Origin of the sequence: Candidatus Poriferisodalis sp., from assembly GCF_965203655.1 — a bacterium.
Lineage (GTDB): Bacteria > Actinomycetota > Acidimicrobiia > Acidimicrobiales > Poriferisodalaceae > Poriferisodalis.
The window spans coordinates 109,931-128,748 of sequence record NZ_CBDBDD010000006.1; the positions used below are offsets into that span (position 1 = coordinate 109,931).

At 67.5% G+C, this 18,818-nt stretch carries 23 protein-coding genes; 16 read left to right on the forward strand and 7 right to left on the reverse strand.

Annotated features, from left to right (window positions below; all coding sequences use genetic code 11):
- Positions 1-252 precede the first annotated feature (252 nt).
- The 4 genes from ACOGW9_RS06435 to ACOGW9_RS06450 all read left to right on the forward strand — a co-directional run bounded on the left by ACOGW9_RS06435 (position 253) and on the right by ACOGW9_RS06450 (position 1,873).
- Positions 253-672, forward strand: a complete 420-nt coding sequence (locus tag ACOGW9_RS06435; protein WP_419909495.1) for a hypothetical protein — start codon at positions 253-255, stop codon at positions 670-672.
- Positions 673-750: 78 nt separating this feature from the next.
- Positions 751-960 (forward strand): hypothetical protein, encoded by a 210-nt coding sequence (locus tag ACOGW9_RS06440; RefSeq protein ID WP_419909497.1) that lies wholly within the window; start codon positions 751-753, stop codon positions 958-960.
- 275 nt (positions 961-1,235) lie between these two features.
- Positions 1,236-1,490, forward strand: a complete 255-nt coding sequence (locus ACOGW9_RS06445) for a type II toxin-antitoxin system Phd/YefM family antitoxin (protein WP_419909499.1) — start codon at positions 1,236-1,238, stop codon at positions 1,488-1,490.
- Positions 1,481-1,873: a type II toxin-antitoxin system VapC family toxin gene (locus ACOGW9_RS06450; RefSeq protein ID WP_419909501.1), complete on the forward strand. Its 393-nt coding sequence runs from the start codon at positions 1,481-1,483 to the stop codon at positions 1,871-1,873. Before ACOGW9_RS06445 ends, ACOGW9_RS06450 begins: the two co-directional genes overlap by 10 nt.
- Positions 1,874-1,889: 16 nt before the next feature.
- Here the strand turns inward: ACOGW9_RS06450 and ACOGW9_RS06455 are convergent, their stop codons facing one another.
- Positions 1,890-2,174 carry a type II toxin-antitoxin system RelE family toxin gene (locus ACOGW9_RS06455; protein WP_419909503.1) on the reverse strand — a complete coding sequence of 95 codons (285 nt, stop codon included), beginning with the start codon at positions 2,172-2,174 and terminating at the stop codon, positions 1,890-1,892.
- On the reverse strand, positions 2,171-2,440 hold the full coding sequence (locus ACOGW9_RS06460) for a type II toxin-antitoxin system Phd/YefM family antitoxin (RefSeq protein WP_419909505.1): 270 nt from the start codon (positions 2,438-2,440) through the stop codon (positions 2,171-2,173). The genes ACOGW9_RS06455 and ACOGW9_RS06460 overlap by 4 nt, the downstream gene beginning before the upstream one ends.
- A gap of 73 nt (positions 2,441-2,513) precedes the next feature.
- Between ACOGW9_RS06460 and ACOGW9_RS06465 the strand changes: the two genes are divergently transcribed.
- The 3 genes from ACOGW9_RS06465 to ACOGW9_RS06475 all read left to right on the forward strand — a co-directional run bounded on the left by ACOGW9_RS06465 (position 2,514) and on the right by ACOGW9_RS06475 (position 3,851).
- Positions 2,514-3,152: a hypothetical protein gene (locus ACOGW9_RS06465; protein ID WP_419909507.1), complete on the forward strand. Its 639-nt coding sequence runs from the start codon at positions 2,514-2,516 to the stop codon at positions 3,150-3,152.
- 9 nt (positions 3,153-3,161) lie between these two features.
- Positions 3,162-3,524, forward strand: a complete 363-nt coding sequence (locus ACOGW9_RS06470) for a hypothetical protein (RefSeq protein WP_419909509.1) — start codon at positions 3,162-3,164, stop codon at positions 3,522-3,524.
- 114 nt (positions 3,525-3,638) lie between these two features.
- A complete protein-coding gene (locus ACOGW9_RS06475) occupies positions 3,639-3,851 on the forward strand; it encodes a hypothetical protein (RefSeq protein WP_419909511.1) in 213 nt (70 codons plus the stop codon).
- 39 nt (positions 3,852-3,890) lie between these two features.
- Here the strand turns inward: ACOGW9_RS06475 and ACOGW9_RS06480 are convergent, their stop codons facing one another.
- A complete protein-coding gene (locus ACOGW9_RS06480) occupies positions 3,891-4,925 on the reverse strand; it encodes a dienelactone hydrolase family protein (protein ID WP_419909513.1) in 1,035 nt (344 codons plus the stop codon).
- Positions 4,926-5,012: 87 nt separating this feature from the next.
- On the opposite strand from ACOGW9_RS06480, the gene ACOGW9_RS06485 reads away from it, so the two are divergent.
- The gene (locus ACOGW9_RS06485; RefSeq protein WP_419909515.1) at positions 5,013-5,423 is read left to right on the forward strand and encodes an RDD family protein; all 411 of its coding nucleotides are present in this window, start codon (positions 5,013-5,015) and stop codon (positions 5,421-5,423) included.
- A gap of 23 nt (positions 5,424-5,446) precedes the next feature.
- Positions 5,447-6,610, forward strand: coding sequence for an NAD(P)/FAD-dependent oxidoreductase (locus ACOGW9_RS06490; RefSeq protein WP_419909517.1), 1,164 nt, complete (start codon positions 5,447-5,449; stop codon positions 6,608-6,610).
- A gap of 76 nt (positions 6,611-6,686) precedes the next feature.
- Here ACOGW9_RS06490 and ACOGW9_RS06495 read toward each other — a convergent pair whose 3' ends face one another.
- Positions 6,687-7,052: a VOC family protein gene (locus ACOGW9_RS06495; protein WP_419909519.1), complete on the reverse strand. Its 366-nt coding sequence runs from the start codon at positions 7,050-7,052 to the stop codon at positions 6,687-6,689.
- An 89-nt stretch (positions 7,053-7,141) separates the two neighbouring features.
- On the opposite strand from ACOGW9_RS06495, the gene ACOGW9_RS06500 reads away from it, so the two are divergent.
- The 6 genes from ACOGW9_RS06500 (at position 7,142) to ACOGW9_RS06525 (ending at position 13,050) form a co-directional block, all read left to right on the forward strand.
- Entirely contained in the window at positions 7,142-7,981 is an 840-nt protein-coding gene (locus tag ACOGW9_RS06500; RefSeq protein WP_419909521.1) for an SDR family NAD(P)-dependent oxidoreductase, read from the forward strand.
- Between the two features lies 1 nt (position 7,982).
- Entirely contained in the window at positions 7,983-9,191 is a 1,209-nt protein-coding gene (locus ACOGW9_RS06505; RefSeq protein WP_419909523.1) for a mandelate racemase/muconate lactonizing enzyme family protein, read from the forward strand.
- Positions 9,192-9,194: 3 nt separating this feature from the next.
- Positions 9,195-10,433: a TauD/TfdA family dioxygenase gene (locus ACOGW9_RS06510; protein WP_419909525.1), complete on the forward strand. Its 1,239-nt coding sequence runs from the start codon at positions 9,195-9,197 to the stop codon at positions 10,431-10,433.
- A gap of 31 nt (positions 10,434-10,464) precedes the next feature.
- Entirely contained in the window at positions 10,465-11,226 is a 762-nt protein-coding gene (locus tag ACOGW9_RS06515) for an SDR family NAD(P)-dependent oxidoreductase (RefSeq protein ID WP_419909527.1), read from the forward strand.
- Positions 11,227-11,306: 80 nt separating this feature from the next.
- The gene (locus ACOGW9_RS06520; RefSeq protein ID WP_419909529.1) at positions 11,307-12,155 is read left to right on the forward strand and encodes a hypothetical protein; all 849 of its coding nucleotides are present in this window, start codon (positions 11,307-11,309) and stop codon (positions 12,153-12,155) included.
- A 97-nt stretch (positions 12,156-12,252) separates the two neighbouring features.
- Positions 12,253-13,050, forward strand: coding sequence for a YbaY family lipoprotein (locus tag ACOGW9_RS06525; protein ID WP_419909531.1), 798 nt, complete (start codon positions 12,253-12,255; stop codon positions 13,048-13,050).
- A 94-nt stretch (positions 13,051-13,144) separates the two neighbouring features.
- On the opposite strand, the gene ACOGW9_RS06530 is transcribed toward ACOGW9_RS06525, so the two are convergent.
- The gene (locus tag ACOGW9_RS06530; protein WP_419909533.1) at positions 13,145-14,485 is read right to left on the reverse strand and encodes an MFS transporter; all 1,341 of its coding nucleotides are present in this window, start codon (positions 14,483-14,485) and stop codon (positions 13,145-13,147) included.
- A gap of 202 nt (positions 14,486-14,687) precedes the next feature.
- On the opposite strand from ACOGW9_RS06530, the gene ACOGW9_RS06535 reads away from it, so the two are divergent.
- Complete coding sequence (locus ACOGW9_RS06535; RefSeq protein WP_419909535.1) at positions 14,688-15,566, forward strand: LLM class F420-dependent oxidoreductase; 879 nt, start codon at positions 14,688-14,690, stop codon at positions 15,564-15,566.
- A 171-nt stretch (positions 15,567-15,737) separates the two neighbouring features.
- Here the strand turns inward: ACOGW9_RS06535 and ACOGW9_RS06540 are convergent, their stop codons facing one another.
- Both ACOGW9_RS06540 and ACOGW9_RS06545 read right to left on the reverse strand, forming a co-directional pair.
- A complete protein-coding gene (locus ACOGW9_RS06540) occupies positions 15,738-16,976 on the reverse strand; it encodes a hypothetical protein (protein ID WP_419909537.1) in 1,239 nt (412 codons plus the stop codon).
- A 92-nt stretch (positions 16,977-17,068) separates the two neighbouring features.
- Positions 17,069-18,781, reverse strand: coding sequence for a hypothetical protein (locus ACOGW9_RS06545; RefSeq protein WP_419909540.1), 1,713 nt, complete (start codon positions 18,779-18,781; stop codon positions 17,069-17,071).
- Positions 18,782-18,818 lie beyond the last annotated feature (37 nt).

Below are 18,818 nucleotides of genomic sequence, written 5' to 3' on the forward strand. Positions count from 1 at the left end.
CTCTCGCGGGGACACGTGGTCCAACAATGACAACAAAAGACAACAACTGCAACAAGAAACAACAAGTCCAACAACAGCGCTAACGTCAACGACATAAGACCCGCCGCCGCCGGCATCTGATGCGCTCGGCCAACCCCTTCGCTCCGACGGACGGCACTCGCCGAGCCCTTCCGCCAGCGAGGCGGCCGCATGTCGCCCGAGGCGATCGATCACGCCACCGAGGCTGCTGGCGGCTACCCGTTCATGGTGTAGTTGGTCGGCTTCCACACTTGGGAAGCTGCCGCCGAGCCCGACACCGCCGTCGCCTTGAGCGATGTCGTCGAGGGCGCTCAGGTGGCTCAGCAGCACATCGGCCAGTTGGTTATCGCACCGCTGTGGCGAGATCAGCCCGCCGCTGCGCGACGATTTCTTATCGCCATGTCCCACGACGACGGCGAATCGCAGCTCACCGACATTGCACGCCGCATGGACGTGACCAGCGGATACGTCAGCGTCTATCGCGCCCGCCTCATCAAGTCCGGCCTGGTGGCCGACGTCGGCAAACGAACCGTGGCGTTCGCGCTGCCGAGCACAAGACGCTGGATCAGAGCCCTCGACGAGTTCTCCTACATCAGCGAGAGCCTGCACCTCACCGAAGAGCGCAACGTTGGCTTCACCCTGCCCCACGACTGACACTGAGCCGCCGAGCACGGTTCCACCGCATTCGGCGACGCCAGCGAGTGACAAGTTCTTGACAAGATGGTTCACGTCATGAAACGGACACGGGCGCAGCGGGCAGCAGCGCTGGAACGCTGGGCGAACCGGGTCGCACCGGGCGATCTGGTCGAAGCCGACAGCGTTCGGCGGACACGCGAAGGCGAAGCGATTGCCGAGTCCTACCGGCAGATGCCGCAGGGGCCAGACGAGGACGCCGCAGCGTTGGCCAATTCGATCGCCATGACCGAGGCTGAGCCGTCGTAGCTCGGCGTGAACTGTGGCTGCTCGAGGCGCCGAATCAGAGAGCTAGGCCTGCGCTCGTGGTCACGCGACACCAAGCGATCCCGGCGCTGCAGTCGTCGCGATCGAGAACAGGTGCCGCAGACGGAGCGACCGAGAAAACGATTGCGTCCGAGCGGGAGATCGCTTCTACGGTCGCGAGGATGGTTGAGTCGAGGACAGCACTCGGCACGTCAGACGCCACGCATCCAACTCGGCAAGGTTTGCGACAAATGTCGCATATATGCGACACTTCCATGATGGAGGAAGTTGCTTCGCGAGATCTGCGCAACCAGACGCGGGCCCTGTTGGATCGAGTGGCGGCCGGCGAGTCGATCTGCATCACTGTGCACGGCAGGCCGGTTGCCGAGCTGCGTCCCATCGAAGAACGACCTCAGTGGATGAGCCGCGAGCGCTTCATCCGCGACGTCCTGGCACATCAGGCAGACCCCGGTCTGTCTGACGACCTGGCAGATCTCAGGTCCGAGACGACGGACGATCTGCCATGGCCGTGAGTCGCGGGCTGGCGGACACGTCCCTGTTCATCGCACGGGAGACGGGTCGCCCCCTGAGAACCGATGCAATTCCTGATCGTCTGAGCGTGTCGGCCATCACCATCGGCGAGCTCCGCGTCGGTGTGCTGAGAGCAACCGACACCGTCGTGCGCGATCGCCGACTCTCGACACTGGCCAGCGCAATGGCACTGCATCCCCTTCCGGTGAATGGCGAGGTGGCTGCCGCATGGGCACGGCTGCGAGTCACTCTTCGAGAGCGAGGCCTGGCGATGCCGATCAACGACTCATGGATCGCGGCCACAGCAGTCGCCCATGGCGTTCCTGTCGTCACTCAGGACGCCGACTTTCCTGAGCTCGACGACCTAGCTGTGGTCCGCGTATGACCACATGCGGGCGTCCCTAGGAACTCCGGGGCCGGTACGCATCGCGCCGGTGAAGAACACGGACAACCTCGACCTGCCGATTCGCATCGTCGATTCGATAGATGACGCGGTACGTTCCGAGCCGGGCGCTCCAGAGCCCGTCGTATTCGTCGCGCAGAGCCGCTCCGATGCGCCGGGGAGCATCGATCAGTGAGCCGGTGATCAGCTCGATGGCTGCCGATGCCACAGATTCGGGAAGCCGGTCGGAGAGATCGATGGATGCAGGCCGCGTAACGACGAGTTCGTCTGGTGCGGCGGTCATTGAGGCCGTAGCGCTCGTACGGCGTCAACACCTCGCACCACATCGCCGCTCTCCAGAGCTTGCAAGCCCTCGGCGATCTCCTTCATCGCATCGGGGTCGCTCAGAATTGCCAAAGTCTCTTCGAGCGACTCGAGATCTTGCGGGCTGATGAGCACCGCTGCGGGTGTGCCGTTGCGCGTGACTACGACACGTTCGTGGTGCCTGCACACACGATCGACGAAGTCGGAGAAGCCATCTCGTACCGTTCGCAGCGATTCGGTTGTCATGACCACAATTGTGCCACGCTGCGGTAGCCAGCTCCAACCGGACTTGTGACAGCCCCTTCGTACGTTGCGGGCCATGACACAACACACCACACGCATCCTTCCCGACTACGACTCCGCCGAGCGGCCGGCTTGGCTGGTGCACGGCGCCCATGAGGCGTGGCGCGCAGCGCTGCCGACGAACGAGTCCATCGATTGGTCCGAATTCGTTGTACGCGCGTGCGACGAGATGGCCACTGCCGCCGATGGGCTTCCCGGCATTCCCGGACCCGGCAGCGACCCTCCCGACGATGGGCTGCAGGTCGCCATGGCCGCGGCGCTGCTGGGCGACATCGCGACCCGGGCCGTCTCGCCGTACGACTCGAACGAGCTGTGCCGCAGGGCATACCCGCGCTGCTGGGACGCGACTTTGGACGGACTGGCGAGCCGCCCGCACGCAGCACCAGAGGCTGACCCTGTCCTCTACGACCACGGCGTTGCGCTGCGATCGTTCAGCAACCCTGATGTGCGATGGCCTTCAGGCATGCACGAGGCCCTCCAGGCAGTCGTGGAGCTAGCGAACGAGGTGAGCGCTTCGAGCTCGCTCGGGTTGTGCCTCACCCATGTCGTTCCCGGCCCGGTGGTGTGGCCGCCGCCCGCGGCTCCACCGGCGCTCGACCGTGAAAGGTGCGACCTCGACGCCGCAGTTGCGGGAACGCTGGTCAGCCATCAGTAGCACGCCGACATGCTGCACACCTACCTGTCAGCGCGTGATGATCCCGACGTTCCGGATCCGTCACCGGCCGAGACCGACCAAGTGCAGGCAGCAGTGCGCGACTGGTCGGCCGAGGTCGTGCCGGCCGCCGTGCGTGTTGCCACAGCTACGTTCGCCCACGCCTACGAGTGGGCCAGCACCGACACCGAGCGCTGGGATCCATCGGTCGTCGCCTACGCCCACGCCGAGGCCTACCTGTCGATCTACCATCTGCGCCAGATCACCGACTCGTACGACCTCACCAACGGTGCCGTGTGCAGCTACGCCTGGTGGTGGTGCCAGGACCGCCGGTTCGAACTGACCAGCCTGCGCGAACTGGCGCGCACTTGGTAACGCCAGTCTGGCTCAGCAACACGCGCCGCGGGGTCAGGCGCTGCGGCACATCCTCAGCGAGCGCGTCGGCCTGACTGAGGCCGAGATACGAGACCTACTATGGAAGTAGGCGCAATGCCACTGGAGAGGCAGATGCACACCGTGCGCGTGTACCGAAACACCGAGGACGGCACCAACTGGTGGGCGGAGGACGATCTCGGCTTCACCGGCGGGGCTGACCAACTGCCGGATCTCATGGATGCCATCCGTGAATGGGCCGAGGCCGAGGGCGTGCTCGACGACCTGTCCGTCAATTTTGTTGACACAACGACTGGGGTGGCACCGTAAGTCTCCCCGGTGCGGTCAGCGACCATGTGATGTGCCGGATCATCGGGTTGGGGACATGACGGCGGTCCAGAAGGTCAGCATGTCTTCTGTGAAGAGGGGGGCGAGTTCGGGGGTGCCGCCTATGTGGGCGCCGCGGATGCCGTAGCCGGCGTTGATGGCGTAGAGGAAGCCGTCGAGATCGACTATTGACGGGTCTGGCTCGTCGGAGGTCGGCGGGATGAAGGCGCCGTCGTCGGCGATGTAGACGGTGGGTGCTCCCGGTGTCACGGCCGCATCGGGAATGTGCTCCAGCGGGGTGGAGCGGTCGAAGCTGTGATGGGCGTCGGGCACGATTCGCACCGTGGCGTCGCCGCCTGCCACCCGCATGGCCCCGATATGGGCTTGGACCTGCATCGGCGAGCACCAGTCGTCTTGATCGCCGATGATCGCCCGCACACGGGTGCTGCCGACAGACGGATCCACGAACTGGTGGCCCGACCACGGATAGGCGGCATATGCGCCGGCGAGCTTGGGGGCGCCGGAGGCTGCTGCGAGGTGCACCGACGCCGCGCTCAGCACCGCCGAGCCGCCCCGGCTGTGGCCCTGCGCGCCGATGCGCGTCGCATCGATATCGGGCCGGGCCGCAAGCACCTCGGCGGCCGCAAGGACATCCCACGCACTGGCCGCGAAGGAGTACTGGACCTGGTTGGCCACGGTCGAGGTGACGCTGCGGGGGCCGAACGGGTCGAGGCCGCACGCGGCGATGCCGGTGTCGACGATGGCCGATGCGTGGGCGAGATGGTGGGGCTGCAGCCCGAGGCTGCCCGGGACCACGATGACCACCGGGAACGGCCCGGGTTCGTCGGGCAGGAAGAGCTTGGCCCAGATGTCCTGGCCGGGCATCGCAGCAGTGTCCGAGATGGCCTGATGGAAGTTGGTGGGGTTCGCCGACGGGATAGTCAGCGCCTCGCCCGCCAGGCCGTTGGCCAAGCGGTAGTCGTCGTCGTACACGGCGTCGTCGGGGCCCGCGTCGTGGTGGCCGGCATCCTGAGTTGACTGGGCCGGCTGATCGGTTGGGCGCGTGGCGTCCGCCATCCGCACAGCCTGCCGTGTCCCGACGCATCCGGCATGCACGCGACATCGATCACAGCGTCGAAGGTGGCGCGCTGACAGACTCCGCTCGTGCCCGGGGAGCCTGAGCCGCCAGACGACCGCTCGGATCCTGACGGGATGGCCGCCACACTGGCTCGCCGCCTCGGTGCCATCGCGCTGGACGCTGCGATTCTGATGTCGGCCTTGGTGACCTGGTACATCGTGATCGCCTATGCCGCGTGGTGGCTCCTCGCCCTGACGCGTGGGCAGACGCCCGGCAAGCAGGTATTCGGATTGGCAGCCGTCACGCCTGACGGTGAGCGGTTCGGCTGGGGTCAGATGTTCGTGCGCGAGATCTTCAAGCTCATGACCTGGGGCTTCACGCTCGGCCTCGGCATCGTCATCGACATCACACTGCTCGCGCTCAGCGACGAGCCCCGAACGGTTGCAGACCGAGTCCGCAACAGCACCATCGTCCACACCTCGGCACTGCGGTCCTAGCCCCGCCCGTCTAGCTTGCGGGCGTGTCGAGCTTTGAGGTAGCGGTTGTCGGGCGGGGGCTGATCGGCAGTGCTGCCGCCCGCCATCTCGCGGAGGCCGGGCATTCGGTCGCGCTGATCGGGCCGGGTGAGCCGGAGGACTACGCCGCGTCAACCGGTCCGTTTGCGAGCCACTACGACGAGGGCCGCATCACTCGCATGATCGATCCGGATCCGGCCTGGTCACACTTGGCGATCCGCTCGATCGGCAGGTACGCCGACATCGAGGAACGCTCCGGCAGCGAGTTTCATTCGGGCACCGGGCTGGTTTATTCGGGTGCTGATCCGCATGCGGACCTCGCCCACGCGCTCGAACTCGATGTCGATGCGCGTGAGGTCACCGCTGACGAGATCGCAGAGCGCTTCGGAATCGACATGTCGAGCGCGGACGCGATCATCCTCGAAGCCGCACCGGCGGGGCATATCAACCCGCGGCGGATGGTCGCGGCACAGAGCAAGCTGACGGGCGCAGCCGGCGGGACCGTCATCGACGCGCCCGTCTCGGCGGTCGCTCCGACGTCTGACGGCGTGCAGCTGACCGTCGGCAACGACGCGGTGCTCGCCCAGGGCTTACTGCTCTGCACCGGCGCGTGGGCGGCCGAGCTCGTCGGGGTCGACCTGCCGCTCGAGCGCAGCCTGCGGACGATCCTGATGGCCGAGCTCGACGACGGGCCCGCGCTGCCGAGCCTAATCTCCCGGACGGACCCGGCCACCTGCGAGGAAGATCCTCGCCACGACGTCTACTGGGTACCGCCGGTTCGGTTCCCCGACGGTCGGGTCATGCTGAAGATCGGCGGCTACGACCCCGCTGCCACCATGGCCGACGATGTGCCCACCGTGGTCGACTGGTTCCGCAGCGGCGGGGGCATAGCCGAGGCGGACGACCTTGAGGAGCGACTGCGCGAATTCCTCCCCGACCGCACGATCCGCTCTCGCGACTTCAAGCCCTGCGTCGTCACGAACACGCCGCACGATCTCCCCTGGATCGACTGGGTGGACGATCGCGTCGCCGTCGCGGTAGGCGGATGCAGTTCGGCAGCCAAGTCAGCAGATGAGATCGGCCGGCTCGCAGGGACGCTGTTCACCGACGAAGGCTGGACCGACCCAGTGCTGAAACTCGAGTCGTTCCGGCCGTCAAACGGCGCGTGAACCGGACGTCGGGAACCAGACGCCTCGATCAGAACGCTGCGAACCGGGTGTCCCGAGGTGGGCACGACCTCGCGGCTCAGGCGTCGGGCTCCAGCAACTCCAAGCGGTTGCCGAAGGGATCGTCCACATAGACGCGGTCGAAGCCTTCGAGCGGTTCGTCGGCCCGGACGGTGACACCAGCGGCACGGAACCTCTCGACAAGTGCCGGAAGATCCTGCACCTGCAGAGCGGGGTGGGCCTTGCGGGCAGGGCTGAACGGGTCCTCGACGCCGAGGTGAATCTTGACGCTGTCGCTTTCGAACCAGCACCCTCCCCGGCGCTCGAGCTGCGCTGGCTTGGGCACTCGCGGCAGCCCGAGCAGGCCCTCGTAGAACGCTTGGGCCGCTGCTTCCTCGCCAGCTGGCATCGCCAGCTGCACGTGATCAATAGCGACAATTCTCACGACACCGAACCGCCCCGCCGTCCGACTCCGCTGGCCGAACCGACGCGAATGCGGAGCGACGCCGGGAATGCGCCAGCAGCATCGTGCCGATGAGCCATGCTGCAATCCTGCCAACTGCGGCGGGAGACCGTGGCGGAGGGGTGACTGTGAGCAGTGTGGTGGTGACGGGGGCGAGCTCGGGGATCGGCGAGGCGATTGCTCGGCGGTTCGTGGCGGACGGCTGGGAAGTGCTGACTGGCAGCCGGCGGGAGCCCGATCTCGCAGGCGCCGAGTGGCTGCAGACCGATGTGGCCGATCCGGCGGAGGCCAATGCGCTGGTGGCTGCCGCCGTCGAGCGGTTCGGGCGGCTGGATGTGGTGGTGAACAACGCCGGTGTGCAAGTGGAGAAGACCGTCGCCGACACCACCGATGAAGAGTTCGATCACGTCATGAATGTCAACGTGCGGGGCGTGTTCAACATGTGCCGTGCTGCGATTCGTCACATGTCGAGCCAGCAGGAAGGCCAGCGAGCCGAGCAGCCCGACGGCTGGCGAGCTGGTCGGCACGACGGCGGCGTCATCATCAACATCGCGTCGATCGCCGCGACCCACGCTGACGCCGGCATGGCCGTCTACAACGCGTCCAAAGGTGCCGTCGAGGCCCTTACCCGGGCCATCGCGATCGATCACGGCCATCAAGGCATCCGCTGCGTCGCGGTCAGCCCCGGCTGGATCGCCACGGCGCTCGCCGATGCGGTGTTCGACCTCGAGGCAGACCCCGCCGCGGCCCGGCAGGCAGCCGTCGAGCGCCATCCCGTCGGCCGGCTCGGCACCCCCGATGACGTCGCCGAAGTGGTCGCGTGGCTGGCGGGGCCGGCGGCCAGTTTCGTCTCAGGCAGCGTGTTTACTGTGGACGGTGGCCTCACAGCACAGAGTCCCATCGGCGGCTGACTTGGCTGACAGTCCGGTGAGACGTGTCTGCCCGGTTGCGGCGGTCGAAGCCCTGATCGTGTCGGTGCCCGCTGTCGGGAACGCCTTCGCCGAAGGCTCCGAGGAAACGCTGCTCGTCAAGGTGACCGACGAGGACGGGCGGGTCGGCATCGGCGAGTCGGTGTGCACGCCCGCCGTCGTCAAGGCGATGATCGACCAGCGCACCATTCACTTCTGGAGCCAAGGCATCACCGACGTGGTGGTGGGTGCCGACCCGATCGAAGCCGCAGCACTGTACGACCGGGCGTACCACGGCAGCTTCTACCACGGGCGCCGCGGCACCTACATCCAGGCGTACTCGGCCGTGGACATCGCGCTGTACGACCTCGCCGGGCGCCAGCTCGGCCTGCCCGTGTACAAGCTGCTCGGCGGCGCCCGCAGCGAGCGCATCCGGCCCTATGCCACCTGCTACCCGGGCGACATCTACGACGGGCCGATGTCTGCGGTGCTCGACGAGATCACCCGTCAGGCCGCCATCGCCGCCGACCAAGGCCTCACCGCGGTCAAGGTGCCGGTGCTGTTCGGCTCTGAGGTGTCCGACCGGGCCGTCGTTGACTTCGTCGGCAGCTGCCGGGAAGCGCTCGGCGACGAGCTCACCATGGCGCTCGACTTCGGCTACCGCTGGTGGGACTGGCACGACGCCGCTTGGGCGCTGCGGCGCATCGAAGACTTCGACGTGGCCTTCGCCGAAGCCCCGCTGCGGCACGACGACCTGGCCGGCCATGCCCGCCTCGCCGCCGTATCGCCCATCCGGGTGGGCGGTGCCGAGTTCGCAGCGGGACGCTGGGAGGTGCGGGAATGGCTAACCACCGGCGGGGTGTCGTTGGTGCAGCCCGGCGTCAGCCGCGCCGGAGGGTTCACCGAGCTGATACGCATCGCCGAGCTGTGCGAGCTGCACGGCGCGCAGCTCATCCCCCACAGCTTCGCCACCGGCATCACCGACGTCGCCAACTTCCATCTCCAAGCAGCAGCGCTGACCATCCCGATGGTGGAGTTCCGATCGTCGCGGCTCGGACCGTCCCGTTTGCGCACCGAGCTGGTGCACCCGCCCGAGCCCGAGATCGTCGACGGCTACGCAGCGCTGCCTACCGGTGCTGGGCTTGGCGTGGAACTGAACGAAGAACTTGTGGCTGCCCACACACTCGATACAGCCGGCGACGGGAGCGATTGACCAGTGAGCGAGCACGGTGCTGTGGGCGGCATCACCACCTACAACCCGCATCTCGGCAACCGGCTCGGCATCGCTGACGCACCTGCCGTGATCGGCACGGTTATCGACGGGCGCCATGTGCATGTCACCTTCGCCGACGCCCGCCAACGCACCTACTCGGCGCAGTGGCTGCGGCACTGCTGCTGGTGCCCCGAGTGCGGCAACCCCGCCGACGGCATCCGCTTCACCACCGTGGCGAGTATCCCGCCCGACATCGCACCGGCGCACGCCGGGGCCTGCAATGGCGACCTAGTGCTGACGTGGCCGGACGGGCACTGTTCCACCTATGGCAGCGATTGGCTCGCGGCGAACGCCTACGACGACGAGGCTCGCCAGCGCAGGGCCGACTGGCAGCCCACCACCTGGCGGGCCGAACTCGCCGACGACTTCCCCACCGTCGACTGGGCCGACGCCAGCGACGGCGGCGCCGGCCAACTGCACGCCTACCGGCTCTTGGCCAGCTACGGCATCGTGCGCATCGACAACCTCGGCGGCGACCCCGCGTGCACCGAGCAGCTCGCCAACCTCGTCGGCCCCATCCACGAGACGACCGTCTATGGCCGCATCTACGACGTGCGCGCCGAGCCGGTGGCCAAGCTGGGCGCCAAGACCGGCATGGCCCAGGCGCCCCACATCGACGACGCCTTCTACTACTCCCCGCCCGGCATCGACATCTTCCACTGCCTGGTCAACACCGATGTCGGCGGCATGAGCACCTACGTGGACGGCTTCGCCATCGCCGAGTCGCTGCGTGCCGCCGAGCCCGACGCATTCGAGGCCCTCACCACGCTGCCCGTCACACATGTGCGGCGCCACCCCGGCGAGATCAACCTGCGCAGCCGCAGCCCGGTCATCCGGCTCGACGAGTTCGGACGCCTCAGCGGCATCCGCTACTTCGACCGGGCGCTCGGCCCGCTCGACGTGCCGCCAAGCGATGTCGACCGCCTCTACGACGCCATCCGGGCCTACAGCAACCGCATGCTGAGCCCCGAGTTCACCGCCGCCATCCGGGTCGAGCCCGGCCAGGGCGTGCTCATCGACAACCACCGGGTCATGCACGGCCGCACCGAGTTTGACCCCGCATCGGGCCGCCACATCCGCCTGTGCCACGTGCCCCGCGACGAGTTCCACGGCCGCCTGCGCGAGCTCAGCCTACGGCTCGACCCATGGCGCCACGACCAGCACCTGCCGCAGGGCTCATGAACGATCACCGATCAACAAAGGGGGCCGCCACATGATCAGCGCCGATCTCACCGGCAAACGGAGCATCGTCAGCGGCGGGGCCAGCGGCATCGGCCTCGGCGTCACCCGTACGTTCGCCGAGAACGGCTCCACGGTGGCCATCGCCGACCTGCCCGGCGAGCGGCTCACCGGCACCGTTCAGGCGCTGCGGGAGGACGACCTCGACGTGTTCGAAGCGCCATGCGACCTGCGCGACAACGAGTCGGTGGTGGCCATGGTCGAAGCTGCCGCCGACCGGATGGACGGCATCGACTACCTGCTGAACATCGCCGGGCATCCCGTCACCCTGCAGACCATCCCCGCCGGCGACCTCGAATCGCAGACCGAGGAACTGTGGGCAGAAGCGCTGTCGATCAACCTGCTGTCGGCGTTCCGCACCGCCAAGGCCGCTGCGCCGTACCTCGCCGAAGCACGCGGCGCCATCGTGAACACCGCATCCATGTCGGGCTGGCGGGGTGGCGGCTCCAGCTCGCCGTACAGCGTGGCCAAGGGCGGCCTCATCACGCTCACCAAGGAACTGGCGCGCGGCCTCGCCCCCGAAGTGCGGGTGAACGCCATCTCCCCCAGCTACGTGCACCCCGACTCCACCAATTTCCCGATCCGCTGGGCGACGGTCTTCGAAGACTCCGAGTCGCTGCCGCTGGGCCGTCCCGGCACTGCGGCCGAGTACGCCGACGCATGCCTGTTTCTGTGCGCCGGCGCCAGCTACATCACCGGCCAGACGATCCACGTCGACGGCGGCTGGAGCGCCTGAATGCCGGCCCGCTGCCGCACGTCCTCGCCCCAGACCCGGCAGAGCACCGGCACAACACCAGCCGCGAGGAGTCACATCCGGTGAGCACGCCCATCAAGCCGGCCAAGTGGTCTGACCCGGCGAAGAAGCTGTTCCCGCACCAGGTCGGCTTCACGGCGCCACCGATGGATTTCGACGCCGCTCCCACCGACTTCCTGCGCATGTGCCCGCCGTCGGTGGGCGTGCACGGCCGTCTGCTGCACGCCCCCGGCTACGCCCACCGGCTCAGCGACCGGGCCGGGCTGTTTCACCTGCTCGAAGAGACAGTGCACTGCCTGTCGGGCAGCGGCGCCGACGTAGTGGGTCAGGTCGGCACCAACTGGGTGCACGCAGCCGGCACCGACTGCGCCGATATCCGCCGATTCACCGCCGAGATCTCCGAGAAGTACGAGACGCCGTTCCACATGGCCGGCCTGACGCTCGTGGAGGCCTGCGAGGCCCACGGCTACGAGCGGATCGCTCTCAACGCCGTGTACTTCTGGCCCGACTGGCGCGACGGCGTCGTGCGGTTCCTGCGCAGTGCTGACATCGACGTCGTGTGGGCCGGGAACTTCGTCGATCAGGGCTGGTACGCCACCCAAGACGAGGTGAACGACTGCACTTGGATATTCCCCGGCGAGCTAGCGCTGCGATCCTGTGAGCACGCCCTGGGCCAGGCGCCCGACGTGGACGCAGTGCTGGTCAACGGCATGTCCAACTACCGCGGCACCGACGGGCTGCCGCGCCGCTTCGTGAGCCTGGCCGCCGACATCGAAGGGCAGCTCGGCGTGCCGATCATCGCCTCCGACATCAGCCTGTACTGGCGCATCTTCCGCACGCTCGGCGTGGAGCCGCTGGGCCAGCAGGGCTCGCTGCTGGCCTCGCTGCAGAGCGATCCCGCGGCCGGATAGTTCTCGGAGACAGCGCCGCATGTCTGCACCATTGACGTACGCACACCGTACGCGCGCAGCTCGAAGCGAGGCCCGACGCCGCGCACTCCGATCAGCGATGCCGGTCGCCTGCGTCGCGCTCATCGTCAGTGCATGCGGTTACTACGACGACACCACCGAGATCGTCACCCCAGCACCGCCGGGCGCCGACGCGTCGGTGCGCGGCACGATCACCTACCGCGAGCGCATCGCGCTGACGCCCGACGCCGTCGTGACGGTGCAGCTGCGCGACACGTCCCTCGCCGATGCAGCCTCAGTGCTCATCGCCGAGCAGATCATCAGCAGTCCCGGCCAGGTGCCCATCGATTTCGACCTGCGCTACGTCAGCGACGAGATCGACGACCGCAACGTCTACTCAGTCTCGGCCACGATCACCGAGGGCGACGGTCGGATGGCGTTCACGAACGACACCGCGTACGACGTGATCACCCGGGGCAACCCGCGCCGAGTCGACATGACGCTCGTGATGGTGGAGCCGCCGCCAGAGCTGGCGCCCGACGGCTGGAGCCCGACCGACCCCGACCGAGTCGAAGCGCCAGTGCACGCCACCGATGTGGGAATGATCTGGGAGGGCTCAACCGGCAGCCAGCGCAGCGGGTACCTGCGGGTTGCGTTCGTGACCTCGAGCGAGGACGGCTGCTACCACATCGGCAGGGAGGAAGCCGTGCGCAACGGCAGCCGCTTCGAGGTCGCCGTGACGGCATGGGTGCCGGCACCGGTGCCGTGGGCGCAGGACTGCTCCGAGCGAGATCTGGAACTCGACGCCATGGTCCACCTCGACGACGGGTTCATCTCGGGCGAGACGTTCGAGGTTGTCCTGAACGGCGAGCGCACCTTCACCTTCACCGCGCCCTAGCGAGCGAAGCCGCGCACTGCGCGCCCCGGTCGGCCTTGCAAGAGCATTCCGTCCAGCAACCCCTGGACGAGCGGCGCCCCGGCGGCGCTGTGGCTCAGCCGCCGACGGCGACTGCGGGCTGCTGGCGGCGGGGTCGGCGCATCGCCCGTCGCACGCCGGCGTAGGTGAAGAACGTCACCAGCACCAGCGCCACGCCGAACAGCGCATTCGCGTAGTTCACACCGCGGTACTGGAACGTCTCGTACAGCGCGCCCGAGCTGAGCCCCGCCAACGCACCGGCGCCGAGCATGGCGAAATCGCCCACGCCCTGCACCGACACCCGCTGATGGATCGGGTACAGCTCCACCAGCAGGCTCGACGCCGCCACCACGCCGAAGCACCAGCCCAGTCCGATCAGGAAATTGCCCATGAACACGCCGAGCACGCCCGCGGGCGGCGTCACCGCCGCCCACCACGCGCCCCAGGTACATAGCCCGCCAGCGACATACAGCATCGGGTACTTGCCGACCGAGTCGGTGAGCCGGCCGATGAGCGGCGACAGCAGGTACATGCCCAGGATGTGGAAGCCCATCATGTGGCCGATGACGTTCTGGGACTGATCGCCCGCGTTCATGTGCAGCGGAGTGAGCGCCATCACCCCCACCATCGTCACCTGGGAGACGATCATGGCGAACACGGCGAGGCGGGCCTGGCTCTGCTGCATGATCAGCGAGACTGCCTCGCGTACCGTCGGCCTGGCCTGGGCCTTCTGCGTGCCGTTGGCGACGCCCTCGGCCGCCAGCTCATTGGCCATGTGCAGCGGGTCGGGGCGCAGGAAGATCTCCACGATCGCCGCTGCCAGCAGGAACATCACGCCGGCGAACACGTAGGAACCGGTCTTGTCGGGCAGGCCCAGCGAGACGCCGACTTCGCTCGCGTAGCCCGACACCACCGAGCCGGTGTACGAACCGAACGTGGTGGCCCACACGATCATGCTGATGGTGCTGGCTCGCCGGTTCTCCTGCGCCAGGTCCGACGCGGCGTAGCGGGTTGCCAGATTGGCGGCGTTGCCAGCGCCGGCGCCGAACACGCCCAGGCACAGCAGCGGGTAGCTGAGCAGGATCGCCCCCAGCACCGCCAGCGTGGCGCCGCCCGCGCCCACCAGGTACCCGAAGCGCAGGCCCGAGCGGCGGCCGTACTTGTTCATCAGCTTCGACATCGGCGCGGCGACCGAGGCCGAGCCGATGGACAGGCTGCTCGCGGCGATCGTGGCCAGCGTGGAGCTGCCGGTGATGTCCTCGGCCAGCAGGGCGCTCACGATGTAGGTGGCCACGAGGCCGAAGCCGCCGGCGGCCTGGCTGGCGATGAGCACCACGACCGTGCGCCGCTGGACGCGCTCCTGGTCGGCACGCGTGTACGCGGAGGCGCGCTGCACCGAGAACACAGCGTCGCTCACGGCGATCTCCCCCCAGGCACCGCAACAGCTTGGCGCACCGGGCCGCTGCATGCACGACTGCGCGGAACCTGGCCCGGCAGGCTGGGCGAGCTCGGCGGGCTAGTGGCTCGGCAAGCGGAATGGGATAGCCGGCAGATCGGGCCGGCGAAGCCGCCAGCGGGGCCACCGGCACTTGCTGCGGGTGTTGCGTACAGTCCCGCAGATGCACGTCGGCATCACCCCCATCAACTCGGCTGCCTACCTCGACCCCGGGTACTTGCGGTCGTTCGCCCAGCAGCTCGAGGAGCTCGGCTACGAATCGGTGTGGACGTTCGAGCACGTGATCGTGCCGCACGACTACGAGAGCCGGTACCCGTACAACCCCAGCGGCAAGCTGGGCCTCCCAACGGACGCTGGCTTCACCGACCCGTTCATCGCGCTGACCTTCGTCGCCGGGGCCACCGAGCGGTTGCGGCTCGGTACCGGCGTCAACATCGTCACCCAGGCCAACGCCCTGTACTTCGCCAAGCAGGCGTCATCGCTCGACCACCTGTCGGACGGGCGGCTGGAGCTCGGCATCGGCGTGGGCTGGCTGGAAGAGGAGTTCGACGCGCTCGGCGTGCCGTTCGACCGCCGGGGCGCCCGGGCCGACGAGTACATCGACGCCATGACCGCCGCGTGGACCGGCGAGGATGTGGACTTCCGGGGCGAGTTCCTGGACTGGACGGGATTCTCCATGCTGCCGACGCCGGCCCAGCGGCCCCGCATGCCGCTGCTCATCGGCGGCACGACCCCGCCGGCCATCCGACGCTTGGTGGCGCGGGGCGACGGCTGGTATGTGATCCACAAGGATCTCGACGACTTCAAGCGCCTGATCGGCGAAATGCGCGCCGAGTGCGACCGGCAGGGGCGCGACCCGGCCGAGCTGGCGCTGACGGCGTACTGGAACTACCACCGCGAGGGGCTTGAAGGGCTCGAGGTGTACCGCGACCACGGTGTGCAGCGACTGCTGATCAACACTGCGGCGCTGCGCATGGGCCGGCCCGAGGATGCGGTCGTGCAGTTCGCCGATGAGGCCCTACCAGCTTGCAACGAGGCATAAGCGGCCACGCGGGAGCTCTCGCTCTTGCCCATGTATCCGACAGCCACGTGGTCGAGGTGATTGATCGCCCGGCCCATCGCCGTCCACCCGCACGGTCTCCAGTTCCAACGACTCCAGCGACATGCCCGCTCCCCCGTTCCGCTGCCGTCCACGAGGCAGTCCGACACGCCGCTACGAGTTCCCGTCTTCCGGAGCGGTGGCTGAAGCCTCGCCGAAGTCGGATCCCATCAGATCGCCAAATTCGCCGACGATCTCGTCCGCCGGCGGTGCCTCGATAGTGATGTCAGCGCCGTAGTCGTAGAAGTTGAGGACGTTGGATACATCAGACAGGAGGAGCTCAAGAAAGTCGTCAATCTCCTCCTGGGCGTCCTCAACTTCGGGATCGTCCAGGTTGTCGAGCATGTCTCGCATGAGCGAGCCGATGTCGATGCTCATCCGCCTCGTCAGTCCGTCACGGTCGATCCAGATGTCGTAGGTGACCTCGCCGGGCAACATGTCTCCCACGAACGGGATCGAGCCGTCACCACCCGCTGGCTCAGCAACGTAGTCCTCAAGAGCAGCGGCGTAGTTCAAGGTGGCACGCACCTGCGTCGTCGCAATGCCGCTGATGTCGGCTTCGCCGACGATCTCGGCGCTCTGTACATGCTCGATCAGGTACAGGTTGTCGTTGGGCAGCCGGCACAAGCCGTCATTCGGCGTAGCGCCAAGAAGCGGCGACGGGCACACGATGCCCATCTCGGCGGCAGTCGCGGCATCGAGTGTGAACCAGCCTTGGGGCATCGCATCGTCAGCGAGATCTCGCATCTCCTCGGGGACCGCCAATGACACGTAGGCGGCACCCTCGACGAACCGCATCTCGAAGCCGAAACCGGTCGCATCCTCATCCAGCATCTGGTCGAAGCTCATCACCATCGAGAAGTTCCCGCTGCCGTCACTCCAAAACTCGGCGGACACACTGAACAGAATGCTCATGTTCATGTGCATCTCACCGCGGACAGACCGGGTGGCACTGTTCTCAAATGCGGTTCGGAGCAGTTCCGTTGCATCGGTCGGAAGTGCAGCCGCGGTCGTCGGCGGTGCCGTGCTGACGGGCGGCACTGTGGTGGGTGTGGGCGGTGCCGCGGTGGTCGTCGGCACCGCCGTGAGCGGCGCCTTAGTGGTGGATGGCACTGTGGCCGTTGCAGGCACCTCGGTGACCGCGACCGATGCCTGGTCGGCAACTTCGCCGACTGCCTCGTCTTGGCCGGTGCCGGTGCCGCATGCCGCGGCAAGAAGCAAGACGCCCCCGACCAAGCCCGCAGAAGCCTTCTTGAGGGACCAGCTCTTTCGGGGTGACCGCTGGGTGAGCAACGAAACTGAGCGTCTGCCTTCCCGCACTGGCCGCGTGGCGATCAGCTGTGAGCGATTCATCCGGCTCATGGTCCAGTCTCTCAGCAGTTCATGTCTGCGAACGGTGCCTTGTTTCACGCGGCGACCCACGCAAGCAGCGTCGCTTGCGTTTATCACTCCCATAGCGGTGTCGGCGCAATCCTCGGGTCCGACTGCCAGTAGCCCCAGCAGACAATGTCGCCATCGGCGCGTAGCCCGCACGAGTAGTTGGAGCCAGAGGCGACTGCAGTGAACGAACCCTCCGGCGCGTCAAGCTGGCCAGCGTCGTTCCTGCCCCAGCAAGCGACCTCCCCGCTAACGCGCAATCCACACGAATAGCCGAAGTCAGCTACCACGGCGGTAAACGAGCCCGCTGGCGCGTCAAGCTGGCCGAACCCGTCGTCGCCCCAGCAAACCACATCGCCATCAGCGCGCACACCGCACGAATGGTTGAAGCCGGCGGCGACAGCAACGAACACACCCTCCGGCGCGTCAAGCTGGCCGTCTTCGTTGTCGCCCCAGCAGACAATCTCGCCGCTGGCGCGCACGGCGCACGAATGATCGTCACCCGCAGCTACGGCGGCGAACGCACCCTCCGGCGCGTCAAGCCGACCGTGCCAAGAAGCGCCCCAACAGGCAATCTCGCCGCTGGGACGCAACCCGCACGAATGAAAACCGTCAGCGGATACCGCGGCGAAGGCGCCGTCGGGCGTATCGAGCTGCGCGTAGCGGCTCTCGCCCCAGCACACGGCCTCGCCGTCGATGCGCACCGCGCACGAATGGTGCTCGCCGACGGCCACGGCGGCGAACCGACCTGTCGGCACGTCAAGCTGTCCAAACTCGTCGTCACCCCAGCAGACAACCTCCCCGCCGTGGCGCAGCCCGCACGAATGCTGTGAGCCAGTGGCCAGGATCTCGAACGGACCCCCTGGCACCTCAAGCTGGCCGTCGTAACGGGAGCCCCAGCAGACGACCTCCCCACCGACGCGGACCCCGCAGACATGGTCGAAGCCGGCGGATACCGCGGTGAACAATCCATCCGGCACATGCCGATCGCCGTCAACCCAGACGCCCCAGCAGACGACCTCTCCACCGAGACGCAGCCCACACGAAAAGTCGAGGCCCACAGACACTGCGATGAACGAGCCTTCCGGCACGTCAAGCGGCCCGCCGTGGTCGGCACCCCAGCAGGCCACCTCGCCGTTGGAGCGCACGGCGCACGAATGGAGCAGGCCAGCAGAGATCGCGGTGAACGAACCCGCGGGCGCATCAAGTGACCCGAACTCATCGTCACCCCAGCAGAGAATCGCGCCACCGGCGCGAATTCCGCACGAATGGAAATCGCCGGCGGCAACAGCAACGAACAAACCCTCCGGCGCGTCAAGCTGGCCGCCCTGGTTGTCGCCCCAGCAAACCACCTCACCACCGACGCGCAACCCGCACGAATGGACACTGCCGACAGCGACAGCAGTGAACGAACCCTCCGGCGCGTCAAGCTGCCCGAAGTAGTTGCGGCCCCAGCAGACCACCTCACCGTCCGGGCGCAACCCGCACGAATGGCTGCCGACGGACACGGCCGTGAACGAACCCTCCGGCGCGTCAAGCTGGCCGAACTCGTCGTCGCCCCAGCAAACCACCTCACCACCGGGACGCAGCCCGCACGAATGGTCAAAGCCGGCCGACACGGCAGTGAACGCGGCCGGGAACCCGATGTCTGCGAGCGCGGTCCAGCGATCCTTGACGGCGAGCACCGGCCCGTCCGGGCGTTGTGCAGCGGCAGGCAGGGCCAGCAGTGCCACCACCAGCAGCACTGCGGCTGCGCCCACCGTGCCTGTGCGCAATCTCATCGGCCCATTCTGACCATGTTTTGGTGAAACCGCTGCA

Excerpts from the sequence above, each read along its gene's own strand:
- ACOGW9_RS06540 (WP_419909537.1), bottom strand. The coding sequence starts at position 16,976 with ATGAATCGCTCACAGCTGATCGCCACGCGGCCAGTGCGGGAAGGCAGA.
- ACOGW9_RS06445 (WP_419909499.1), top strand. The coding sequence starts at position 1,236 with ATGGAGGAAGTTGCTTCGCGAGATCTGCGCAACCAGACGCGGGCCCTG.
- ACOGW9_RS06535 (WP_419909535.1), top strand. The coding sequence starts at position 14,688 with ATGCACGTCGGCATCACCCCCATCAACTCGGCTGCCTACCTCGACCCC.
- ACOGW9_RS06455 (WP_419909503.1), bottom strand. The coding sequence starts at position 2,174 with ATGACCGCCGCACCAGACGAACTCGTCGTTACGCGGCCTGCATCCATC.
- ACOGW9_RS06515 (WP_419909527.1), top strand. The coding sequence starts at position 10,465 with ATGATCAGCGCCGATCTCACCGGCAAACGGAGCATCGTCAGCGGCGGG.
- ACOGW9_RS06450 (WP_419909501.1), top strand. The coding sequence starts at position 1,481 with ATGGCCGTGAGTCGCGGGCTGGCGGACACGTCCCTGTTCATCGCACGG.
- ACOGW9_RS06460 (WP_419909505.1), bottom strand. The coding sequence starts at position 2,440 with ATGACAACCGAATCGCTGCGAACGGTACGAGATGGCTTCTCCGACTTC.
- ACOGW9_RS06440 (WP_419909497.1), top strand. The coding sequence starts at position 751 with ATGAAACGGACACGGGCGCAGCGGGCAGCAGCGCTGGAACGCTGGGCG.
- ACOGW9_RS06525 (WP_419909531.1), top strand. The coding sequence starts at position 12,253 with ATGCCGGTCGCCTGCGTCGCGCTCATCGTCAGTGCATGCGGTTACTAC.
- ACOGW9_RS06480 (WP_419909513.1), bottom strand. The coding sequence starts at position 4,925 with ATGGCGGACGCCACGCGCCCAACCGATCAGCCGGCCCAGTCAACTCAG.
- ACOGW9_RS06470 (WP_419909509.1), top strand. The coding sequence starts at position 3,162 with ATGCTGCACACCTACCTGTCAGCGCGTGATGATCCCGACGTTCCGGAT.
- ACOGW9_RS06500 (WP_419909521.1), top strand. The coding sequence starts at position 7,142 with ATGAGCCATGCTGCAATCCTGCCAACTGCGGCGGGAGACCGTGGCGGA.
- ACOGW9_RS06465 (WP_419909507.1), top strand. The coding sequence starts at position 2,514 with ATGACACAACACACCACACGCATCCTTCCCGACTACGACTCCGCCGAG.
- ACOGW9_RS06475 (WP_419909511.1), top strand. The coding sequence starts at position 3,639 with ATGCCACTGGAGAGGCAGATGCACACCGTGCGCGTGTACCGAAACACC.
- ACOGW9_RS06545 (WP_419909540.1), bottom strand. The coding sequence starts at position 18,781 with ATGAGATTGCGCACAGGCACGGTGGGCGCAGCCGCAGTGCTGCTGGTG.